This window comes from Acinetobacter sp. ACNIH1 (assembly GCF_002934695.1).
Taxonomy (GTDB): domain Bacteria; phylum Pseudomonadota; class Gammaproteobacteria; order Pseudomonadales; family Moraxellaceae; genus Acinetobacter; species Acinetobacter variabilis.
This window is the reverse complement of the sequence record NZ_CP026420.1, coordinates 2,442,666-2,465,190: the sequence shown is the minus strand read 5'-3', so window position 1 is coordinate 2,465,190 and position 22,525 is coordinate 2,442,666. Positions and strand designations below refer to the sequence as shown.

Here is a 22,525-nt window from a genome sequence, read left to right as displayed (position 1 = left end):
GCATCGACGTAATAAATTTGCTACTATAAATGTTTTATAGCCTAATAAGATTGCACATTTATGAGCAGCACCCCGGATAGCCGCCTGATTTGGATTGACCTGGAAATGACAGGTCTGGATACAGACAATGACCAGATTATTGAAGTTGCCACGATTGTAACGGACGATAACCTAAATATTCTTGCCGAAGGGCCCGTGCTAGCTGTGCATCAATCTGACCGTATCCTGAATGCGATGGACGAGTGGAATACTCGCCAGCATGGTCAGTCTGGCCTGATTGAGCGCGTACGCCGCAGTAAATTGACTGCTCAGGATGCAGAACGTGAAACCATTGAATTCCTGAAAAAATGGGTGAATCCAAAAGTATCGCCTATGTGTGGTAACTCGATCTGTCAGGATCGTCGCTTTCTGCACCGTTTAATGCCTGAACTGGAACAGTATTTCCATTACCGTAATCTGGACGTATCTTCAGTAAAAGAGTTGGCAAAACGCTGGCGTCCTGAAATCATGAGTGGCCTGAAGAAAAATGCTTCGCATCTAGCCATGGATGACATTCGTGATTCGATTGCTGAACTGAAATATTATCGTGAATATTTCTTCATTATGAATAAATAATCCGAACAGTGAAAAAGAGGCGAAAGCCTCTTTTTTATTTGCTCGCAGAAAGTTTCTTGCGATAAAAGTTTTCACTACTCTCAAACAGTACCCAGGTCAGAAGCACCAGAGCAAGATGGGTCTGGGTTTCATATTGATCCAAAATAATCAAGGCAAATAATCCCAAAGTCAGGATACGGATCATGATACTAAGATAATAGTTTTTCTGCTTTTTAAAGGTTAAACCGTAAAGATAGAGCAGGAACAGTAAAACCATCAGGGCAAAAAGGGCGTTAAATAGCATGCTGATCTGACTCCCTTTAAGGTAATCCTAATTGAAATATTGTGAAGTTTATTATGGTTGTAATTTGATCGATTTTACGTGTTTTAGCGATGGCGCAAGAAGGCTTTTTTGACTGATTTTGTATCTGGATTTTAGTGGCAGTAAAGTGCCCATGATTTTGCTAAAATACTCTGGTGTTTTTCTTGCTATTGATGACCTATGACTGATCTGCTTCAAGATGATGAGTATGACCGCCGCTTTGCGGGTGTAGCCAAAATTTATGGTGACGATAGCTTTCATCATTATGAAAACAGTCATGTGATGGTGATCGGAATTGGTGGTGTTGGTTCATGGGCAGTCGAAGCACTGGCACGTACCGGGATTGGCGAGCTCACACTGGTCGATATGGATGTGGTCGCAGCATCGAATATTAACCGTCAGTTACCAGCCATGACCGCAACACTGGGATGTGAAAAAATCGAGATCATGGCAGAACGCTGCCGCTCGATTAATCCTCGAATTAAAATCAATCTGATTGATGATTATCTGACGCCAGAAAATGTGAAAGAAATTCTGTCAGGAAATCCTGACATCATTCTGGACTGTATCGATGACGTCAAAGCAAAGTTTGCCTTGATGCTGCATTGCCGTTTTAACAAGATTCCATTGATTGTATCCGGTGGAGCAGGCGGTAAACTGGATCCGTTAAAAATCCGGGTAGCCGATTTATCCAGAACCGAACAGGATCCAATGCTTGCAAAATTACGTGCGCAATTACGTGCTAAAGGCATCCGTAAAAAGCCAAAAGAAAAATTTGGGATCACTTGCGTCTACTCTATCGATAATCCATTCTCGAGTGCAGATGTTTGTGCAAGCGCAGGCTTGCGCTGTGGTGGTTATGGTTCTGCAGTGGTAGTGACTTCTAGCTTCGCCATGGTTGCGGTATCGGAAGTATTGAAAAAGCTTGATAGCAAAAGACTGAAAGCCTAATTGAGTCAACAAAAAAAGCACACAATTTGTGCTTTTTTTTATGCTAAGTTTAAAATGAATTTTTATACATATAACAAAAACAATCTTTTGGTTTTGGAGCAGCTATGTGGTTTTTGCTAGTGCTGGTTTTGGGGATTGGGGCTTTAGCAATCTGGATGTGGAAACGTCCTGATCCGGTGAAACGTGATCAGGCCAAAGCCGTGCATCATGATCTATGGATTGAGCAGATTGATGCTCAATTGAAATATGCAACCCGTCTAAGTACGGATCCACATTATCCGGATTATGAACGCGCCTATCAAATTTATCAGGGGCTGGCCCAGCAGCAGGAATTGCCACAGGCTTATGTGGGTATGGCCTTGATGCATTTAAACGGACAGGGGCGTGAGCAGAGCACGGAAAAAGCGATTAGCTTTCTTGAAAAAGCTTATAGTTTAGGTGGGGAAGATGCAGCCTATCATTTAGGTCAGATCTATGATGGTCATCAATACCAATTAAATAATCCTGAAAAAGCCTTGTACTGGTATCGGTATGCGGTCGCGCGCGGTCATCTGGATGCGCAGTATCGCATCACTGAGCTGTCCGAATCTGATCATGACACTGCAGAACAGCAACGTCTGCAACTGTTAATTCGAAATGCCGAGCAGGGACATGCCAATTCACAGTATCAGTTAGCCCAATATTATTTGGCAGATGGTGCAGCGCAAGATTTAAGTTTGGGGATCCATTATCTGTTTCTGGCAGCACAGCAGGATCACTTGGCAGCCAATCAGGATATTGCCGAAGCCTATGCAAATGGCAAAATCTTGCCCAAAGATCAACAGCAGGCTTTGAGTTTCATTAAACGCTGTATTCATCTTGGTGATCAGAGTGGTTTATATGATTACTATGCTGGCGTGTTACTCGGCACTATTGATCCTGATCAACGTCAACGGGTGTTTCAGCATCTATTACAGCAGTCTAAAGAACATAAAGATGCACAGGCCAAAACTCTGATCGGTCTGGCCTATTTTCATGGTTGGTATGTGCAAAAAAATGAAACCATGGCATTTCGTTACTGGTCTGAAGCAGCACAAACTCAGCATCCTCAGGCCTTGAGTCTGATTGCCGCACTATATTTTGAATCCTATCTGGTCGCACATGAACCGGAGAAAGCATTTGAACTCTATCAACATGCCTTGCAAAGCGATCCTGGTCATCGATTTAGTCATATGGGTCGGGCACTCTGCTATTTAAACGGAGTGGGGGTAGCCAAAGATACGACTAAAGCTACCCAAATGATTCAGGCAATCGCACAGCAAGAGCAACTTGCAGCACAGTCTGAAGCTGATCTGATTTATATAGTGGGACGTTTTTATGGCTTGCCTGAATATCCACTACCGACACGAGAAAAAGCAATTCAATATTTGAATCAGGCGGTGGCGAAAGGTTCAAGTAAGGCTGCCTGGTATTTGTATCAGGCTTATAGTGATTTTTATCCAGTCTTTGCAGTGAATGAGGAACAGGCCAAACGTTATCTGCATCAGGCAGCTCAATTGGGAAATGCACAAGCACAGGCCGAATTGGGCATGATGCATTTAAAGGGCAAGAAGGTGGAGCAAGATACGGCTTTAGGACTGAAGTATCTGCAACAGGCTGCGAGCCAGCATAATGGTCTCGCACTAAATGCTTTAGGTGAAGCTTTGGAACAAGGAATTGGTATTGAAGCCAATTTGGATCAGGCAATCCAGTGCTATCGTAAAGCGGCTGCGCAGGTGAATGCCGATGCTTATAGTCATCTGGGGTGCTTATATACCAAAGGCATTGGTGTAGAACGTGATATTGCAATTGCCCGTCAATGGCTGGAAAAAGGCAGTCTGTTAGGACATGAGCCTTCTATTGAACAGCTCAACAATGTAAATGCTTATCTGCATATGTAAACTTCAAAAAAAGCCGCTGACTAACAGCGGTTTTTTATTGAGTTAAATGTATTGCTTAAGGCAGTTGCTTGATCGGGCTACCCCCCAAAGCTTGCATCAGGGTCACATAAGCATTGTATTGGCTTTGTCGGGTTTGCACCAAAGACAGACGGGCATTACGTGTAGTCTCTTGTGCATCCAGCAGATTTTTCAATGCCACTGCACCATTACGATAACGCACTTCAGTCAAACGTTCTGTACGTTCAGCCAGTTCAACATTACGTTGTTGTAACGCAACCTGTTTGGTGAGTTCAGTGCGATTAGACAGGGCATTCTCTACATCGGCAAAAGCTTCGTACATGGTCTGACGATACTGGATAATTGCCTTTTCGTATTCCAGTTCATTCACCTGTAAATCACGTTTCATATCATTCCATTGCAGGAATGGCAGGCTGAGTCCTGCGCCTAAGGTCGCCACCGGATTTTTAAGTGCATCTGACAATGATGAACTGGTGCCTACGCCAGTACTTAGGCTGCCAGTCAGGCTGATCGAAGGATAATAACTGGCCTTGTTGGCATCCTTGTTGGCCAAGGCTTTACGCAAACGCAGTTCAGTGGCTCTCAAGTCAGGACGGCGGGAGAGAAGGCTAGCAGGCAAGCCAGCTTCAATCGACGGTAAGGCAATATTCGGTAAACGTTGAGGTTCCTGAATCGAAAGCTGTTGCACAGGCATATTCATGAGTACTGCCAGTGCCGTACGTGTTTCCACACGCTGCTGTTCAATTTGGCTTAAGGTCGCTTGCTGGCTTTGAATGGCCTGTTCAGCTTGAGTCAGATCGAGACCAGACACTGCACCGGCACGATACTGGACATTGACCAGATCATACGTACGCTGTGCAGTCGCCAGGTTTTGTTGAACCACGCTATAACGTTCATTTAGATAACCCAGCTGCCAGTACAGTTGAGCAGTCGTACCAATCAGACTTTGTGCAGTCGCCTGTAAGTCCTCTTCAGATGCCAGGGCCTCCCAACGCGCTGCTTCAGTCTGATTGGCCAGTTTACCGAACAGATCCAGTTCATAGCTTAAGCCAGGGAAATTAACCCCAAAACCGGATGAACTGCTGCCATCTTCCAGATCAAAGCTTCTACGTGTGGTTAAACCAGCATCACTGATACGTACACCTTGCTGGCTTTGTGTCTGTCTGGCTTGAATACGGGCTTGCTGCAAATTGATCCCGGCCACGGCCAGATCACTATTGGCTGCCAGTACGTCATTCACCAGACTATTTAATTGGGGATCTTTAAATAGAGTCCACCATTGATCTGCGAGAATATCAGCATGAATTTGCTGACTTACAGCTTTACTGTTTTGAAAGTTATTAGGTACCTGTACAGCAGGTTGTTCATACGGCGTTTTCACCACGGCCGCACAGCCGACCAATGAACTCCCTAGAATCAGGGCACTGGCAAGTTTGGTAAGAGTATGCATATCAGATTCCTTATTCTCGAGAAAGTGCATCGACCGGATTCAAACGGGCTGCATTACGTGCCGGGATAAAGCCGAACACAATACCGATCAGACTTGAGCAGACAAAGGCCGCGACAATCGATGTGGTTGAGTATGCCATCTGGAAGGTTCCTTCAGCAAAATGGGTAATCAGCTGACCGATACCGAGTGACAGCAATACGCCTAAGATACCGCCCAGAATACAAACCAGAACAGCTTCAATCAGGAATTGCTGCAGAATGTCACTTTGGCGCGCACCGACCGCCATCCGTACCCCGATTTCTTGCGTACGTTCAGTCACCGAAACCAGCATAATGTTCATCACACCAATACCACCGACCACTAGGGAAATGACGGCGATAGCCGAAACCAGAAGCGTCATGGTCTGAGTGGTTTCTTGAATGGTTTCACGAATACTGTCGGAGTTTTGCGTAAACACATCTTGAGCACCATGGCGTTGTACCAATAGGCTTAAAATGGCATTTTCCGCAGCCGCACTTGGGTATTCATCTTTAATACGCACAATGATACTGCGTACATTGGATTGTCCCAGCATACGGCTCATGACGGTTGAATAAGGCAAATACACATTCAGGCTGTCTGAGTTGCCCATCATGCTTTTTTGTTCTTCAATGACGCCAATCACCCGACTCGGTACACTACCCAATAGAATGACTTGACCGACAGGATTAGTGCCATCCGCAAAGAAAGTGTTTTTGGTATTGCTATCAATCACCACGTCCTGAGCTTGTTCGGTCACACTTTCTTTATCAAAGGGCTGACCTGACTCGAAGTTCATACCTTTGACATAGAAGAAGTCTTCACTGACACCGTTGACCGTGGTCGATGCTTCGATCTCTTTGAAGCGTCCGGTGACACTACTGTTGACCGATGGACTGACACCATCGACATAAGGTTGTTCCGATAGGGCAGTAGCATCATCAGGAATCAAGGTTTTCACTTGTGCAGTTCGGGAATTATCCCCAAAGCCCCGGCCTTGGAACACGGTAATGGTATTGGTCCCAAGACTGCTGATATTTTCCAGAATCTGCTTTTGTGAGCCATTACCGAGGGCAACGACTGAAACCACCGACGCGATCCCGATAATGATGCCGAGCATGGTCAGGAAGGTCCGCATCCGGTGTGCATTCATGGCCAATAAGGCCATACGGAAAGCTTCACCGAGACGGTCTACTGCAGAACGCCAGCTCGAGATTTTCTTTTGTTCATTTCGAACCAGATTTTCTTTCTCGAAACCATCATCAACTTCAGGCACATTCGGTTTGTCTGAAATGATATTCCCGTCTGAAATTTCGATAATGCGCGTGGCATTTTTAGCAACGTTATGATCATGGGTAACCAAAATAATGGTATGACCTTTGGCATTCAGTTCACGCAAAATGCGCATGACCTCAATACCACTGTTTTTGTCCAATGCCCCGGTGGGTTCATCGGCCAAGATCACATCACCACCATTCATTAAGGCACGAGCAATCGATACACGTTGTTGCTGACCACCAGACAGTTGGCTCGGACGGTTTTGGGTTTTGTCTCCCAGTCCTAGATCGGTCAGTAATTGCTTGGCACGAGCATTACGCTCGGTCGCATCGGCACCGGCATAAATTGCGGGTACTTCAACGTTGCCCGTAGCATTTAAATCACCCAATAAGTGATAGCGCTGGAAAATAAAGCCGAAATACTCACGACGCAATTGAGCTAATTCATCAGGCTCAAGCTCGCGGGTTTCACGTCCTTTAACTTTGTAGCTACCGTTGGTGGGTTTGTCCAAGCAACCTAAAATATTCATTAAGGTTGATTTACCTGAACCCGACTGACCTACGATTGCCACTAATTCACCGGGATAAATCTCAAGATTAATCCCTTTAAGAATCTGAACAGTGCTTTCACCGGCGGGGAATTCACGAGTCAGATTCTTAACCTCAAGTAGAGGTGTTTGATTTTGACTCATAATTACATTCTCATTGGGCCGCCAGCACCACCACGATTGCTGCGTTTAGCTGAATCATTTGAAGTATCTGAACCATCTGCAATCACCACTTTATCGCCTTGATTTAAGCCGCGGATGACTTGAGCTGTGACGCGGTTATTCAGACCAATTAATACAGGTTGAGGTTTTGCAGAACCATCTGCTTGTAATACACGAACCATCGATACAGTTGCTTTTCCTTGTTTAACCAAGGCTTTTTCTGCTTCAGTGAGTTCTAAGCGTTTAGGTCGATCCGTTTTATTTTCACCTTGTTTCGCATCAGCAGGAGCGGCAGCATTATTGGCTTGTGTTTTATCGCTATCGGGACTTTGTGCACGGCGCTGCGGACGGTTTGAGGTTTGCACCGCTGCGGCAGGAATAGTCAGCACATTTTTCGCTTCATCTAAAATGATGTAGACCTGAGCAGTCATATCAATACGTAATTTACCATCTTCATTCGGTACATCAAATAGGGCGTTGTAATACACCGCAGTACTTGATGATGAAGTCGATGTGCTGTTGCTTTCGGTATTGATCGAGTCCGGTGCAGGTTCAACTTGACGTAATGTTGCATAGTGTTTGGTTTCACTGTCACCTAAAGTGGTGAAGTAAACACTTTGACCTTCCTGAACTTTCATCACATCGGCTTCAGAAATTTCCGCTTTAATGGTCATGGTATCCAGCTGCGCCAGTTTCACAATCGTTGGTGCACTTTGATTGGCGTTTACAGTCTGACCTTCTTCAGTCACGATCGCTACAATGGTTCCGTCCATTGGCGCCACAATTTGGGTATAACCGAGATCTTCTTTCGCAGTGGCTAGAGTTAAACGTGACTGTTCGATCTGTGCATTAATCGCGGTGATATCTGCCTGAGCGGTTTTGTAGCTGGCTAATGCAGATTCTAGTTCTGAACGCGAGGTTGCATCTTGGGCATACATGGCTTGCTGACGCTTATACTCGGCTTCCACCTTAGCGAGGTTGGCCTGTTTCACGGCAAGCTGTGCCATCTGGTTTTTAATACTGGCTTCAGCAGTCTTTAAATCATTTTCCTGACGAACAGAGTCAATTCGGGCAATCAGTTGGCCTTGTTTGACCTGATCGCCAAGTTGCACATACATTTTTTTAACCTGACCCGAAACCTGGGCACCGACACTGACCATTTTGGTGGCTTCAAGTACACCAGTTGCCAGTACCGAATTTTCGATATCCCCTTGGGTCACTTCAGCTGTAATGTATTGTGGCTGCTGCTCTTTAGGTTTCAGAAAATACCAGGCAGTGGCTGCCACCAGGATGGCAATTACAATCGCCATAATGAGTTTCGTAGGTTTTATTTTTGGCATATGGATTCAGATTTGGGTCGTAGGATAACAGTTGATTATAAAAGCGAAATTAGGATAAAACGTGAATTTTTTTTATTTAAAATGAGAACTATTTTCCACTGCCTGGTTTAAAAAAACATATAAGATAAAACCTGATTTTATATAAGGGATTCATTGAACTACTCCTATTAAAATCATCTTTTTTAGATGAAATTTTATACGATTTAGTTATCTGAAAAATATTGATCATATGATTAATCAATTAAAACTTCATGGGAGTATAAAGTACGTCTTAGATAGACTACATGCAAAAACCTGGCCACTAAACTGCTGATAAAAATACGCCATAATGCTGCTAATGAGCGAAAAAATAATACGACTTTACTAAGAAAATTGATGAGGTTCATAGATGGAATGAAAGTTACAATATTGGAATTGAGGTGATTGATCATCAACATCGCTAGATTCTGGACTATATAAATGCTTTAGAGCAGGTCAAAAGTACCGGAGATCGCGATAAAATCAGGGAGGTTTTAGACGATTTAATCGACTATACCCAGTCACATTTCAGCTTTGAAGAAAACCTGCTGGAACAGGTGAGTTATCAATATTTGACTTCACATCGCGGTATACATGAATTATTTGTCAAAAAATTAAATGATTATCGCCTGAAGTTTGAGCAAGGTCAGTCCATTGAAAAAGATTTGCATTGTCTTCTGTCCAAATGGCTCATCAACCATATTCAGCACGATGATCAGGATTATGTCGAAGCAGTACGGGACAATATGTTGAGTTATCTGCGAACACAGGAAAAGAAAAAAGGCAAAGGCTGGTTCGCGCGTTTCTTTAGTTAGGCACTCGGGGATGTAAACAAGCTTTGACCACACATTTCAGCAATGGCCTGCAAGATCAGATGTTCAGGGTTCTCTCTGGACATCCCTTTGATTGCAGCGTCGATCCGGATCAAAAGCTGAGGCCAGTTTAAAAAGCGCTGTGGACTTAAACGACGCAAGGCTTGCTGATATAAGCTCACTTTAGTCTTCCAGATACCGATTTGTAAGGCATTTTGTGGCTGTTCAAATAATTGCATCAATAGACGCATTTCTTTGCTGATACTCCACAAAATCAGGCTCATTGGCTCGCCTGATGCAATCAGATACTGGAAAATCTTAATTGATTGCGCTAGATTCCCATTGAGCAGGGCATCACTCAGGTCATAGGTGTTGTAACGGGACTGGTCCTGCAAGCAGGCATACAGATGGTCAATCTGGATAATATCTACTTCAGCAAAGGTATCCGCCACTCGCATCAGGCTATTTTTGGCAGCTAGTAAATTGTGTTCATGATGCTGCTCTAACCATTGCCAGGCATCATTGGCCAGCTTAATTCCCAGTTTTTCCGCTTCAATCCCGAGGATCTGTTGACGATCTTTTGGGTAGTTCGCTACCAGTGATACATTCACGCCATTGGCATCAATGGTCTGGAAAAAGCTGGATTTCAGACTGCTGGAATCCTGCTTCGGCATGACCACCAACAGCAGGTTATCACTGTCCTGTTGCAGATAGTTTTTTAACAGTTTGAGACCGCTGGCATCAGGTTTGATATTGCCATGCACTTCAATTGCCAATTGGCTAGAAAATAATGACAGGCTGTTTAAAGCATTGAAGACATTTTTCCAGTCAGAGGCAGAGCTAATATCATAACGCTGGCGTTCAACTTCACGGCTTTGCCAGCTGCTACGAAAGGCATCTACCAGATTCTGTTCCAGCAAAGGTTCCTGACCATGCAACACCCAGGCACCGCGAGCTTCATTGACACGTTTTAATGCCTGGAGGTAATCAAGTTTCATTGGGTCGTCTTATTTGGCTGGTTGAGTCGAAGTTTCTGGTTTTGCCAATGGCAAACGATTCGATGAAATTTGACGGGCAATCTGCTGGGCCACATCATCAATCAGGACCTGATTTAAGAATTTTTGTTCCTGGTCATCCGTATTCACGGTTTCAATATCATATTGATAGGTACGGGTCGCGATTACTGTACGAGGTTCAGTCACCGGATTGCCTTGTGCATCTTCAATTCGGAAAGTAACATTCAGACGCAATAAGGTTTCTACCAGTTTGCCATTCAATTCTAGACGGCGAGGGGTGTAATCTAGGACACGTAAGACATAAGCATTAGGTGCATTACTCAGCTGTACTCCGGCAGCACCCAGATAAACGGCTAGTTTTTCCTGAAGATCTTCAGTATTGTCAGGCAAGGCCAGACTCATGACTGAGTAAGCTACAGGTGCGGAACTCGGATTGGTTCCTTTTAAATGAAAGCCACAGCCAACGAGGCCTGCACTTAGACCACAAGTTAAAACAATTGCTGCTAAACGTTTGCCTAAATGCATGAGTATCCTCTTTTTCCCTCAGGGAAATATTTGAAATCCTGAACCGGATTGTAAAGTCAAAGCCCGTTGGCTGGCAACGGGCTTTGTTTGGAATTGTGAAATCCTTTCCCTCATCCTAACCTTCTTCCAAAGGGAGAAGGAATTTCCCTCTCCTACAAGGAGATGGTTAAGGATAGGTTAAATTTAATCCCTCCCGACCTCCCTTTAAAAAAGGGAGGAGACTTCATTTTTTATTTGAAGTGGGAAGTCCCTCTTTTGCAAAGGGGGATTTAGGGGGATTAAATTAAACCACCAAGTTCACTAGCTTATTCGGCACCACAATTTCTTTCTTGGTTGGACCAGTCAGGAATTGTTGAACTTCAGGCAAGGCTTTCGCTTGCGCAAGAATGTCATCTTTAGATGCATCCACAGACACTTCAAGTTTGCCACGAAGTTTACCGTTGACCTGAACCACGATGGTTTGGGTATTACGAGTCAATGCAGATTCATCCACTTGTGGGAACTGCGCTTGAGTTAACTCGATTCCAAACTGAGCCAATAAAGTCTGACTTAAATGTGGTGCAAATGGCGCAAGTAAAATTAAAAGCGTAGTGATCGATTCACGTGCTACAGCAACGTCATTATCATCTTTCGCTTCAAACTTGTTGTTCGCATTTAACAGTTCCATCATTGCTGCAATCGCAGTGTTGAATGCGTGACGACGTTCGATGTCATCACCCACTTTCTGGATGGTTTCGTGAGTCTTACGGCGTAAGTCTTGCGCAGCTGTAGAAAGAGCGGCTTTATCGAATTCAGTCGCAGTATTACCTTTTTCAAGGAAACCTGTTGCCAAACGCCATACACGTTTCAGGAAGCGGTTTGCACCTTCAACACCGGCATCAGACCATTCAAGTGATTGATCAGGTGGTGCAGCAAACATCATGAACACACGTGCAGTATCTGCGCCGTATTGGTCAATAATCGCTTGCGGGTCGATCCCGTTGTTTTTCGATTTCGACATCTTCTCTTGACCGCCAACGACAACGTCTTGACCATCTTCTTTGTATTTCGCAGAAGTGATACGACCTTTTTCGTCTTTTTCAAGCTCGATGTCCGCAGGGTTGAACCATGTTTTCTTACCTGATTCCGCTTCGCGGTAATACGTATCAGCAAGCACCATACCTTGGGTTAACAAGTTAGTGAACGGTTCGTTACCTTGTACCACACCTTCATCACGCATCAATTTGTGGAAGAAACGTGCATAAAGCAAATGTAGAATCGCGTGTTCAACACCACCGATGTATTGATTGACAGGAAGCCAGGTTTGACCCGCTTCAGGTTTCACCATGCCATCGGTAAAGTCTGGAGATGCATAACGTGCATAGTACCAAGAAGATTCTACGAATGTGTCTAGCGTGTCTGTTTCACGACGCGCATCGCCACCACAGCAAGGACAAGTGGTTTCGTAGAATTCAGGCATTTTGTTCAGTGGGTTACCTGAACCATCTGGAACCACGTCAGTTGGCAGTACAACAGGAAGCTGGTCTTCAGGCACTGGAACTTGACCACACGTGTCACAGTTGATCATTGGAATTGGACAACCCCAATAACGTTGACGAGAAACACCCCAGTCACGTAAACGGAATTGAACTTTCACGTTGGCAAGACCTTGTGGTTCTAGTTTTGCCAAGAAAGCATCAAATGCGCCTTGGAAATCTAAACCATCAAATTCACCTGAATTAACCAGTTTACCTTCTTTAGAACCGTACCATTCTTGCCATTGTTTTGCATCAAACTCGCTATCATCAGCACCTTTGGCATCAATCACTTGCTTGATGGTTAAGCCATATTTATTGGCAAATTCGAAGTCACGTTCATCGTGTGAAGGCACCGCCATCACCGCACCTGAACCATAAGACATCAATACATAGTTTGCAATCCAAACAGGAACTTCTTCACCTGTTACAGGGTGCTTTACAGAAAGACCTGTTGCCATGCCTTTCTTCTCGGCAGTCGCTAGATCCGCTTCTGCCACAGAACCCATACGGCATTCTTCAATGAATGCTTGAAGCTCAGGATTATTTTCTGCTGCTTTCAATGCCATTGGATGTTCTGCTGCAACTGCAACATAAGTTACACCCATTAAAGTGTCAGCACGTGTGGTGAATACTGTTAAACCATCTGCATAGATGTCTGGATTCGCTGAAGGGAAGGTAATGTCCATCCCTTGTGAGCGACCAATCCAGTTACGTTGCATGGTCAAGACTTGTTGTGGCCAACCGTCTTTGAGTGTGTCTAAGTCATCCAATAATTCTTGCGCATAGTCAGTAATGCGGAAGTAGTACATTGGGATATCACGTTTTTCAACCAATGCACCTGAACGCCAGCCGCGACCATTTTCAACCTGTTCATTGGCAAGAACGGTCTGGTCTACTGGGTCCCAGTTGACTGTAGAAAGTTTACGGTAGATCAGGCCTTTTTTATAAAGCTGAACGAATAGCCATTGTTCCCAGCGATAGTATTCTGGTGTGCAGGTTGCGAATTCACGATCCCAATCTACAGACAGGCCAAGTTTCTTCAACTGATTACGCATGTAATCAATATTTTCGAACGTCCATTTTGCAGGAGCGACCTGGTGTGCAATAGCAGCGTTTTCTGCAGGAAGACCGAAAGCATCCCAGCCCATTGGTTGTAATACAGTTTCACCTTTTAAACGGTGGAAACGACTGATTACATCACCAATAGTATAGTTACGCACATGACCCATATGCAGTTTGCCACTTGGGTAAGGGAACATCGAGAGGATATAACGACGTGGACCTTCTATAGTGTCGGCAACTTTAAAGGCTTTGCGAGATTCCCAGTCCTGTTGGACTTGAGGCTCAATCGCACTGGCTTGGTATTCTGAGTCAATGTGAGTAGTCATATACGTAATACAAGAGAACGGTTAAAAAATTATGAGGCACAGCATAGCGCAAAATGCACTTATAGTGAATTTTGCGGATGGGATTCTGCAGGAAAAATCTAAATTGACAGACGAGTATGATTAGAAAGCTACACGCTCAGACTGACCACGTTGTAAAGCTTCATTGGCTTCACGCTGTTGCTGCTCATTTTCAGAAACGACAGGCACAGGTGCAGATGAATTTGAGTTACCCGTTTCGGTCTGGTTCTCATTTTCGGTTGTTCTTGATGGTGTAGGCGCGGAATTGGTCCAGCCATAGGTTTCTACTTTGCTTTTGTGCTTGGCATTTTTAGGAGGCGGGGTTTTAGTGTAGTGAGTCACGCCTTTGGCATCTACCCATTTATAATATTCAATCGCTAAAGCAGAGCTGCTCGCTACACCTAAAACAAGCGTAGTAGCAAAATTTAATGCGGTCAGGAAAGATCTTTTCATCAGTAAAAGTCCTGAAAATTTCAAGCGGTTAAATAGAGTTTTTATTGTAGAGAGTTTTTTGCCATAAGATGATTTTTAATTCAATAGGACTTACGCATTGACGGATTCAAAAAAGTATTAAAATACTTTATAAAGTATCTGTGATTAGACGAATTAAACATGCTTCTACAGCAACTTGTACATTACCCATTTATATGGGCTTTCTCATGACAGAACCGAACTCTATTAGCTGCACACAACTTGCCGAGACTTATAATATCTCGCATGATAGTGTAAATCGCTTTCTAGAGCGTGAAGACTACACACCTCACGACCTATATCAAGAATCAATTCAACATATTGATAATAATAAACTTATAGTCAGTATTGATGATACTGTTTTAGATAAACCATATAGTCAACATATGGACTTGGTTAGCTATTTTTGGTCAGGCAAACACCACCGATCCGTCAAGGGTATTAATCTCATTACCTTGTATGCGACAGATCAAAATGGTCAAAATATTCCAATTAATTTCCGAATTTATGACAAATCTGAAAGTAAAACCAAGAATGATTACTTTATGGATATGTTAAGTGAAGTACTCAGTTGGGGTGCAAAGATTCAATTTATTACAGGTGATAGTTGGTATTCATCGACTGGAAATCTAAAAACCATAAGAAAATATGGTATTCGATTTATGTTTGGTATCGACTGTAACCGTAAGGTTTCCCCAGAAAAAGGACAATGGTTTCAACTGCGTTTATTGCCAGATTTCCATCAGGGTCAAGTGGTCTGGCTCAAAGATTTTGGCTTTGTACAATTATTTAAGGGCAGAGTAAAACTTGAAGTGCGACATAAACCACCTAATTAATTTAAAGGGTTTATGGAGTATATAAAATTGTCATACCATCATCTTAACTTTGAAGATCGTACTGCATTAATGCTTGAGTCAAGAAAAGAAGGCTTTTCAGCCAGAAAATTTGCTGAACTCATTAAAAGACATCCTAGTACGATCTATCGTGAGCTTAAAAGAAATAGCATCAATGACGTTTATCAAGCTCGATATGCTTCTGATAACACCTTCGCTAGACGTAGACGTGGTCACAGAAAACTCAAAATCGATTCAATCCTCTGGAAATTTATTGTTGAAGCGATCCGTTGTTTATGGTCTCCTCAGCAAATAGCAAAGCGTTTAAAGACATTTCCTGATTTGGATCAAACAATGAATGTAAGCCATACAACGATTTATTCAACGATACGCGCATTACCAAAGGGTGAGTTGAAAAAAGACTTATTATCCTGTCTGCGTCATGAAAATAAAAAGCGAAAAGCTAACGGTGAACCTAAAAAAGATTCTATATTACAGGATATTAAAACTATTCATGAGCGCCCAGCCGAAGTTCAAGAAAGAAAAATACCGGGTCATTGGGAAGCTGATTTAATTAAAGGTAAAGACAATAAAAGTTCGATAGCAACACTTATTGAACGAAATACACGGCTCTGTATCTTGGCAACATTACCTGATGCAAAGGCAGAATCAGTGCGCAAGGCTTTAACTGAAGCTCTGAAATATTTACCTGCAGAACTGCGTAAAACGTTGACCTATGACCGTGGACGCGAGATGGCAGAACATAAAATACTTGAAGAAGATTTAGGCATAGATGTATATTTCTGTGACCCACATTCACCCTGGCAAAAAGGCACATGCGAAAATATGAATGGTTTAATTAGGCAATATTTACCTAAAGGGATTGATTTAAATCAGGCAGATCAGCATTATTTAAATCAAGTTGCCATGTCACTGAATACTCGTCCTAGAAAAGCGTTAGATTGGCTTACACCATTAGAGAAATTTGCTCAGCTTGTTGATTATCATAAGACTTTTCAAACTGTCGCACCTCATGTTTGAATTCGCCAAGACTCAGTTAAAAGAACAGCAGAGGTTTTATATTGTGCATCAAGATGAAGATGATTTATTGTCCTTTGAGGGTTTTCATGAATTACATTCAAGTCATTGGAAAATAGAGCAATATCACCGGGTGATTAAACAGGTTTGTCATATTGAAAAGTTTCAAGTAAGACGATCTAAACTGATTTTGAATCATATTTTTTCAGCCTTGATGGCCTACGTTGAGATACAAAAGAACCAGTTTGAGCGGATCTTTGAAAATGTATATCGTTGGCAGAAGAAATTATTTAGACCAGTTATCAAAAACTTCATTGATGACTTTATTCTCGATAAAAATCATCTGCTACCACAGAGAATCTATAAATAATAGTGCGTAAGTCCTATTCAATTAATTTTGTGATCAGTAGTGGTTTTATGTTTCAAGCTAATGCTAAAAAAGAGTAATTTTATATAAAAAGAAATTTATTTATAAACAGTTGCATTGAATTTCTTAAAAATTCATTCAATTTTTTTATATAAGACATATTAAAAATTTATAAAATTAAAGTTTTAAGTATATGAAATTTATTGATTTAAATTAAAATTTTAAAGCTAAAAACTAGAGTTAAAGTCGAAATTGTCTGTAAAAGCAGCAAATTTTAGACGTATAAACAATAATAGCCTGTTTTTTAAACTTGACTTTACAGACTGAAAACACAAGAATGCTGCAGTAGTTTTATATGCCTTAGATCGATCACCCTTCGAACAAGTGTCATTTCATGCAGTGGGCGATTTCTCTAGCCGAGAAATTGAACAAAGCTAAGCAAAATATGTTTATCCCAACATGTTTTAGGTCTTGTATTGCTCGAACAGTAAAGAGACCAGATTTTTTTTCCTATTGCTATGAAAACTATGAAATTTATGTGCTATAACAGTGCAGACAGTTAATGAATGAACACTGCAAATGCCTCCCATTTGTGCAGTGAATAATATTAGGGTGAATCACGTTGGAACTTTTATCTGGTGGTGAAATGCTCGTTCGCGCATTAGCGGATGAAGGCGTTGAACATGTTTTTGGATATCCAGGCGGCGCAGTTCTACATATCTACGACGCGCTATTTCAACAAGACAAAATTAATCATTACCTCGTACGTCACGAACAGGCTGCCGGCCATATGGCAGATGCATACTCGCGCGTAACAGGTAAAACTGGTGTCGTGCTTGTGACATCAGGTCCGGGCGCAACCAATACCGTAACTCCAATTGCAACAGCTTATATGGATTCCATTCCAATGGTGATCCTGTCTGGTCAGGTTGCAAGCCATTTGATCGGTGAGGATGCGTTCCAAGAAACTGATATGGTCGGTATTTCTCGCCCAATCGTTAAGCACAGCTTCCAGGTTCGCCATGCCAGCGAAATTCCGGCAATTATCAAAAAAGCATTCTATATCGCGTCATCTGGCCGTCCAGGTCCGGTGGTTGTTGATATTCCTAAAGATGCAACTAACCCGGCAGAGAAATTTGCTTACGAATATCCTGAAAAAGTGAAGATGCGTTCGTATCAACCACCATATCGTGGTCACTCAGGTCAAATCCGTAAAGCGATTGATGAACTGATTCATGCGAAACGCCCAGTGATTTACTCAGGCGGCGGCGTGGTTCAGGGCAATGCTTCAGCACAATTAACTGAGCTTGCACATCTATTGGGTTACCCGGTTACCAATACCCTGATGGGCCTTGGTGCATTCCCGGGCGATGATCCACAATTCATCGGCATGTTGGGTATGCACGGAACTTACGAAGCCAACATGACCATGCACAATGCAGACGTGATTCTGTGTGTAGGCGCGCGTTTCGATGACCGTGTAACCAATAACCCGGCGAAATTCTGCCCGAATGCGAAAGTCATTCACATTGACATCGATCCGGCGACCATTTCTAAAACCATCATGGCGCACATTCCAATCGTGGGTGCAGTAGAACCTGTGCTGAACGAAATGCTGAACCAGTTGAAGCAAATGAATGTGTCCAAGCCAAATCCTGAAGCGATTGCGGCATGGTGGAAACAGATTGATGAATGGCGTCAGGTTCATGGCTTGAAGTTCGATGTACCGACTGATGGTTCGATGAAGCCTCAGCAAGTGGTTCGTGCTCTAGACAAAGTCACCAATGGCGAAGCGATCATTACCTCTGACGTTGGTCAGCATCAGATGTTCGGTGCATTGCATTATCGCTACAAGCGTCCTCGTCAATGGATCAACTCTGGTGGTCTAGGTACCATGGGTGTGGGTCTGCCATATGCAATGGCGGCTAAGCTTGCATTCCCAGATCAGCAAGTGGTTTGTATTACTGGTGAAGCGTCTATTCAGATGTGTATCCAGGAACTTTCTACCTGTAAGCAATATGGCTTGAACGTTAAAATTCTATGCCTGAACAACCGTGCCCTGGGTATGGTGAAACAGTGGCAAGACATGAACTACGAAGGCCGTCACTCTAGCTCTTATGTAGAGTCTTTACCTGACTTTGCAAAATTGATGGAAGCTTATGGTCATGTAGGTATTCAGATTGACCATGCAGACGAGCTTGAGTCTAAGCTTGAAGAAGCGATGGCGATCAATGACAAGTGCGTATTTATTAACGTAATGGTTGACCGTACAGAACACGTATATCCAATGCTGGTTGCGGGTCAATCGATGCAGGATATGTGGTTAGCAAAAGGGGAGCGCACGAAATGAGACATATTATCTCTGTACTCGTAGAAAACGAAGCAGGCGCGCTTTCTCGCTTGGTAGGTTTATTCTCACAACGCGGCTACAACATTGAAACATTGAACGTTGCGCCAACTGAAGACCCAACACTTTCACGTCTGACTTTGACGACTTATGGTGATGATCACAAGATCGAACAGATCACTAAGCAGCTGAACAAGCTGGTAGAAGTGGTTAAAGTGGTGGATCTGTCTGAAGGTGCGCATATTGAACGTGAATTGATGTTGATCAAAGTGAAAGCTTTAGGCGCAACCCGTGATGAAATCAAACGTACGACCGATATTTTCCGTGGTCAGGTGGTTGACGTAACGCCAACAACTTACACGATTCAAATCGCGGGTACGACTGAGAAAATCGACGGTTTTATTGATGCATTAGCGGAAAACACGATTCTGGAAGTGGTGCGTTCAGGCGTATCAGGTATCGCACGCGGCGAAAAAGTACTAACCATCTAAATTTTCTAAATTATTTCCTCATTCTAATAAGAAGGGGGCTTCAGGCAATGTGATCAAGGATCATTGCCTGATGAAACGGACACACAAGCATTTAAGCGGAGACAGCAATGCAAATTTTTTACGATAAAGACTGCGACTTATCTATTATCCAATCTAAGAAAGTAGCAATCATTGGTTACGGTTCACAAGGTCACGCACACGCGCTTAACCTTAAAGATTCTGGCGTTGACGTAACTGTTGGTCTACGCGCGAATTCTACTTCTTGGAAAAAAGCTGAAAACGCTGGTCTTAAAGTTGCTGAAGTTCCTGCTGCTGTAGCTCAAGCTGACGTAGTAATGATCTTGACTCCAGATGAGTTCCAAGCTCAACTTTACCGCGACGTGATCGAGCCAAACATCAAAGAAGGCGCGACTCTTGCATTTGCTCATGGTTTCTCTGTTCTTTATAACCAAGTTGTTCCACGTAAAGACCTAGATGTAATCATGGTTGCGCCTAAAGCTCCTGGTCACACTGTACGTTCTGAATACCAACGTGGTTCAGGTGTTCCTGACTTAATCGCGATCCACCAAGATGCTTCTGGTAATGCTCGTAATGTTGCGCTTTCTTACGCTTCAGGTGTAGGTGGCGGCCGTACTGGTATCATCGAAACTTCTTTCCGTGAAGAAACTGAAACTGACTTGTTCGGTGAGCAAGCAGTTCTTTGTGGTGGTGCTGTTGAACTGGTTAAAATGGGCTTCGAAACTCTGGTTGAAGCTGGTTATGCGCCTGAAATGGCTTACTTCGAATGTCTACACGAACTTAAACTGATCGTTGACTTGATGTTCGAAGGCGGTATCGCGGACATGAACTACTCAGTATCTAACAATGCTGAATACGGCGAATACGTAACTGGCGTTGAAGTAATCAACGAACAGTCTCGTGAAGCAATGCGTAATGCGCTTAAACGTATCCAATCTGGTGAATACGCGAAGATGTTCATCCAGGAAGGTGCGTTGAACTACCCATCTATGACTGCTCGTCGTCGTCAAAACGCTGCACACGGTATCGAACAAACTGGTGCTAAACTGCGTGCGATGATGCCTTGGATTCAAGCAAACAAAATCGTAGACAAAGAAAAGAACTAAGTTCTAATTTCTGAGTCACAAAGCCCTTGTTTTATAACAGGGGCTTTTTTATGTCTTGTAAAAATGACTAACATCATTGGTTAAAATTGTGTGCCTCAAAGAAAGGAAAACAGTGGTTTTCATTCCTTGCGCTTCATTCAAAGTAATGCTTTGCTTCCTTGCACTTCGTACAAAACAGTGTTTTGTACTCGTTCATACCTTGGATTCAAGCAAACAAAATCATAGATAAAGAGAAAAACTAATTTCTTGAATCATTTGATTTGACTGCGAAAACCCACTCACTAGAGTGGGTTTTTTATATAGTCAAATAATAATTTAAATAAATATAAAAAGATAAGATGAAAGATCGAACTGAATTTTTAATATGGAAAATCATATCTATGCTTGGACTGAAGTAGGAGTAGGTGATTAAGAGCTTGAGCAATGTGGAGTCGAATTTAAAAATACCGAAAATTTATAGCAACAAATCCAAACGATTATTTATCGTGATGTATAGGGGATTTAGCTGGTTTTCATTAAGTTTATTGTTAGCTGTCTTAATTCCAATTTTATGTTTATTGTTTGGAGTAGCTTTGTTGCCTGACTGGGAATTTGAGGATAAAAGGTGATCTCAAAAAATAAATCATATCCCAAAATGGCAACTATTTTATAAGTTAAATCCATCGGCATGAATCACGTATTTAATCGGTTATTAGTTGAGCAGAAGTATAGTAAAGAAATTGAAAAGGCAGATAGAACAGGCGTAAAGCATCAGCAAGTTTAATAATGTAAGAAATATTCAGCTCCCATAAATCAATTCATAAAACAGTCACACCTTAATTTCATACTTGATCAAAAGTATGGATAGTTACTCTGTACACGACAAATTTCACAGAACCCTTATCCTATCAGGGTTCTGCCTTCTTAAAATTGCCAAAATTTCCTTAAACTCTTCTTTTTTCCCAAAACCAATTAAACGCTGAATCGCCATTTGAACATAGTCTAAACCATAGCGAAATAAACTCATTGAGAGTCGTCCATGCTTCTTTATTTTTATCGCTTTTTTTTGATCATGTTGCCATTCACCCGTTAAGTAACACCAACAGAAGCTTATAGCTAACACCGCAATCAATTTTTTCACTCGTCTAGGGTCTGTCAAGCGCGTATTTTCAAGATTAAACCCGCGTCCTTTGAGACAACTGAATAAGGTTTCAATTTCCCAGCGTAATGCATAATCCTGAATAGCATTGGCATTAAACTGAGGAGAAACGACGAGTAAAAGCTCTCCATTTTCTAACTGTAGTGCACTTATATATAGTTTCACCCGACCAACCAAAATCCGTCGTTTACGACATTCAATTTGACCAACTTTAAGATGGCGAAATAAATCACTAATTTTATGATTCTTTCCTAAATGATTGGTGACAATGAAGTTTTTTTAACACGAATGCAGAAGTTGATGTCTTGTTCAATTAACCATGTAAACCACTGCTCACCGATAAACTCTCTGTCTGCGAACACATTCACAATACGGTCTTTACCAAAAATGGCTATAAAGCGTTGAATCAAAGCAATACGCTCTTTCGTATCTGAATTTCCACGTTTATTAAGCAATGTCCAAAGGATAGGTATCGCTATTCCACGATAAACGATTGCGAGCATCAGGATATTAATATTTCGTTTTCCCCATTTCCAATTGGTTCTATCTAAAGTCAGTTGCACTTGGTCGAATGAAAACATATTGAAAATCAACTGAGAAATTTGACGATAATCAAAATACTGACCTGCAAAGAAGCGCTGCATACGTCGATAAAATGATTGTGGTAAGCACTTGATGGGCAAGGCTTTAGATGCAGAAGAAAGATTACATGTTTGCTTTAAAATAATCACAAGCATGATGAGCGCAAAGCACTTTAAATGTGACTTGTTCCATTTTAGATATTTGTTTAAGATAAGATATAACTCATTGAGATGTGTCATAG

General features: G+C 42.5%; 17 protein-coding genes and 2 pseudogenes. 10 read left to right on the top strand and 9 right to left on the bottom strand.

Annotated elements, in window-relative coordinates; all coding sequences use genetic code 11:
• Nucleotides 1-60 precede the first annotated feature (60 nt).
• Entirely contained in the window at nt 61-615 is a 555-nt protein-coding gene (orn, locus tag C3F22_RS12035; RefSeq protein WP_004782074.1) for an oligoribonuclease, read from the top strand.
• Between the two features lie 34 nt (nt 616-649).
• On the opposite strand, the gene C3F22_RS12030 is transcribed toward orn, so the two are convergent.
• Nucleotides 650-898: a hypothetical protein gene (locus C3F22_RS12030; protein WP_005232166.1), complete on the bottom strand. Its 249-nt coding sequence runs from the start codon at nt 896-898 to the stop codon at nt 650-652.
• 198 nt (nt 899-1,096) lie between these two features.
• Between C3F22_RS12030 and C3F22_RS12025 the strand changes: the two genes are divergently transcribed.
• Together C3F22_RS12025 and C3F22_RS12020 are read left to right on the top strand one after the other, a co-directional pair.
• On the top strand, nt 1,097-1,867 hold the full coding sequence (locus C3F22_RS12025) for a ThiF family adenylyltransferase (protein ID WP_104426619.1): 771 nt from the start codon (nt 1,097-1,099) through the stop codon (nt 1,865-1,867).
• A 104-nt stretch (nt 1,868-1,971) separates the two neighbouring features.
• Nucleotides 1,972-3,786 (top strand): tetratricopeptide repeat protein, encoded by a 1,815-nt coding sequence (locus C3F22_RS12020; RefSeq protein ID WP_104426618.1) that lies wholly within the window; start codon nt 1,972-1,974, stop codon nt 3,784-3,786.
• Nucleotides 3,787-3,841: 55 nt separating this feature from the next.
• Here the strand turns inward: C3F22_RS12020 and C3F22_RS12015 are convergent, their stop codons facing one another.
• Genes C3F22_RS12015 through C3F22_RS12005 form a run of 3 tightly spaced genes read right to left on the bottom strand, consistent with a single transcriptional unit; the run spans nt 3,842 to nt 8,599 of the window.
• Nucleotides 3,842-5,254: an efflux transporter outer membrane subunit gene (locus C3F22_RS12015; RefSeq protein ID WP_005232159.1), complete on the bottom strand. Its 1,413-nt coding sequence runs from the start codon at nt 5,252-5,254 to the stop codon at nt 3,842-3,844.
• Between the two features lie 10 nt (nt 5,255-5,264).
• The gene (locus C3F22_RS12010; RefSeq protein ID WP_005232157.1) at nt 5,265-7,241 is read right to left on the bottom strand and encodes a MacB family efflux pump subunit; all 1,977 of its coding nucleotides are present in this window, start codon (nt 7,239-7,241) and stop codon (nt 5,265-5,267) included.
• Nucleotides 7,242-7,243: 2 nt separating this feature from the next.
• Nucleotides 7,244-8,599, bottom strand: coding sequence for a MacA family efflux pump subunit (locus C3F22_RS12005; RefSeq protein WP_034580270.1), 1,356 nt, complete (start codon nt 8,597-8,599; stop codon nt 7,244-7,246).
• A 443-nt stretch (nt 8,600-9,042) separates the two neighbouring features.
• Between C3F22_RS12005 and C3F22_RS12000 the strand changes: the two genes are divergently transcribed.
• On the top strand, nt 9,043-9,432 hold the full coding sequence (locus C3F22_RS12000; protein ID WP_224214010.1) for a bacteriohemerythrin: 390 nt from the start codon (nt 9,043-9,045) through the stop codon (nt 9,430-9,432).
• On the opposite strand, the gene holA is transcribed toward C3F22_RS12000, so the two are convergent.
• The 4 genes from holA to C3F22_RS11980 all read right to left on the bottom strand — a co-directional run bounded on the left by holA (nt 9,429) and on the right by C3F22_RS11980 (nt 14,346).
• A complete protein-coding gene (holA, locus tag C3F22_RS11995) occupies nt 9,429-10,427 on the bottom strand; it encodes a DNA polymerase III subunit delta (protein ID WP_104426617.1) in 999 nt (332 codons plus the stop codon). The two genes, C3F22_RS12000 and holA, sit on opposite strands and share 4 nt — an antisense overlap.
• Before the next feature lie 9 nt (nt 10,428-10,436).
• Nucleotides 10,437-10,970 carry a hypothetical protein gene (locus C3F22_RS11990; protein ID WP_005232148.1) on the bottom strand — a complete coding sequence of 178 codons (534 nt, stop codon included), beginning with the start codon at nt 10,968-10,970 and terminating at the stop codon, nt 10,437-10,439.
• Nucleotides 10,971-11,253: 283 nt separating this feature from the next.
• A complete protein-coding gene (leuS, locus tag C3F22_RS11985; protein ID WP_005232146.1) occupies nt 11,254-13,875 on the bottom strand; it encodes a leucine--tRNA ligase in 2,622 nt (873 codons plus the stop codon).
• Between the two features lie 120 nt (nt 13,876-13,995).
• Nucleotides 13,996-14,346 carry a DUF4124 domain-containing protein gene (locus C3F22_RS11980; RefSeq protein ID WP_005232144.1) on the bottom strand — a complete coding sequence of 117 codons (351 nt, stop codon included), beginning with the start codon at nt 14,344-14,346 and terminating at the stop codon, nt 13,996-13,998.
• Nucleotides 14,347-14,486: 140 nt separating this feature from the next.
• On the opposite strand from C3F22_RS11980, the pseudogene C3F22_RS11975 reads away from it, so the two are divergent.
• From C3F22_RS11975 to ilvC, 6 genes and pseudogenes are all read left to right on the top strand, one after another.
• A pseudogene (locus C3F22_RS11975) lies at nt 14,487-15,182 on the top strand (transposase); the annotation flags it as partial.
• An 87-nt stretch (nt 15,183-15,269) separates the two neighbouring features.
• Entirely contained in the window at nt 15,270-16,238 is a 969-nt protein-coding gene (locus C3F22_RS11970) for an IS30 family transposase (protein ID WP_014538385.1), read from the top strand.
• Between the two features lie 7 nt (nt 16,239-16,245).
• Nucleotides 16,246-16,605 (top strand): annotated as a pseudogene (locus C3F22_RS11965) (transposase); the annotation flags it as partial.
• Nucleotides 16,606-17,224: 619 nt separating this feature from the next.
• Nucleotides 17,225-18,952: an acetolactate synthase 3 large subunit gene (locus tag C3F22_RS11960; RefSeq protein ID WP_034580267.1), complete on the top strand. Its 1,728-nt coding sequence runs from the start codon at nt 17,225-17,227 to the stop codon at nt 18,950-18,952.
• Nucleotides 18,949-19,440 carry an acetolactate synthase small subunit gene (gene ilvN / locus C3F22_RS11955; RefSeq protein ID WP_004782091.1) on the top strand — a complete coding sequence of 164 codons (492 nt, stop codon included), beginning with the start codon at nt 18,949-18,951 and terminating at the stop codon, nt 19,438-19,440. The genes C3F22_RS11960 and ilvN overlap by 4 nt, the downstream gene beginning before the upstream one ends.
• A 107-nt stretch (nt 19,441-19,547) precedes the next feature.
• Complete coding sequence (ilvC, locus tag C3F22_RS11950) at nt 19,548-20,564, top strand: ketol-acid reductoisomerase (protein ID WP_005232140.1); 1,017 nt, start codon at nt 19,548-19,550, stop codon at nt 20,562-20,564.
• 868 nt (nt 20,565-21,432) lie between these two features.
• On the opposite strand, the gene C3F22_RS11945 is transcribed toward ilvC, so the two are convergent.
• Nucleotides 21,433-22,523 (bottom strand): IS4-like element ISAba1 family transposase gene (locus C3F22_RS11945; RefSeq protein WP_085940413.1). Its coding sequence is split into 2 segments (ribosomal slippage): nt 21,433-21,983 and nt 21,983-22,523, totalling 1,092 coding nucleotides; the frame shifts between segments, so codons are not numbered across the junction.
• Between the last annotated feature and the right edge of the window lie 2 nt (nt 22,524-22,525).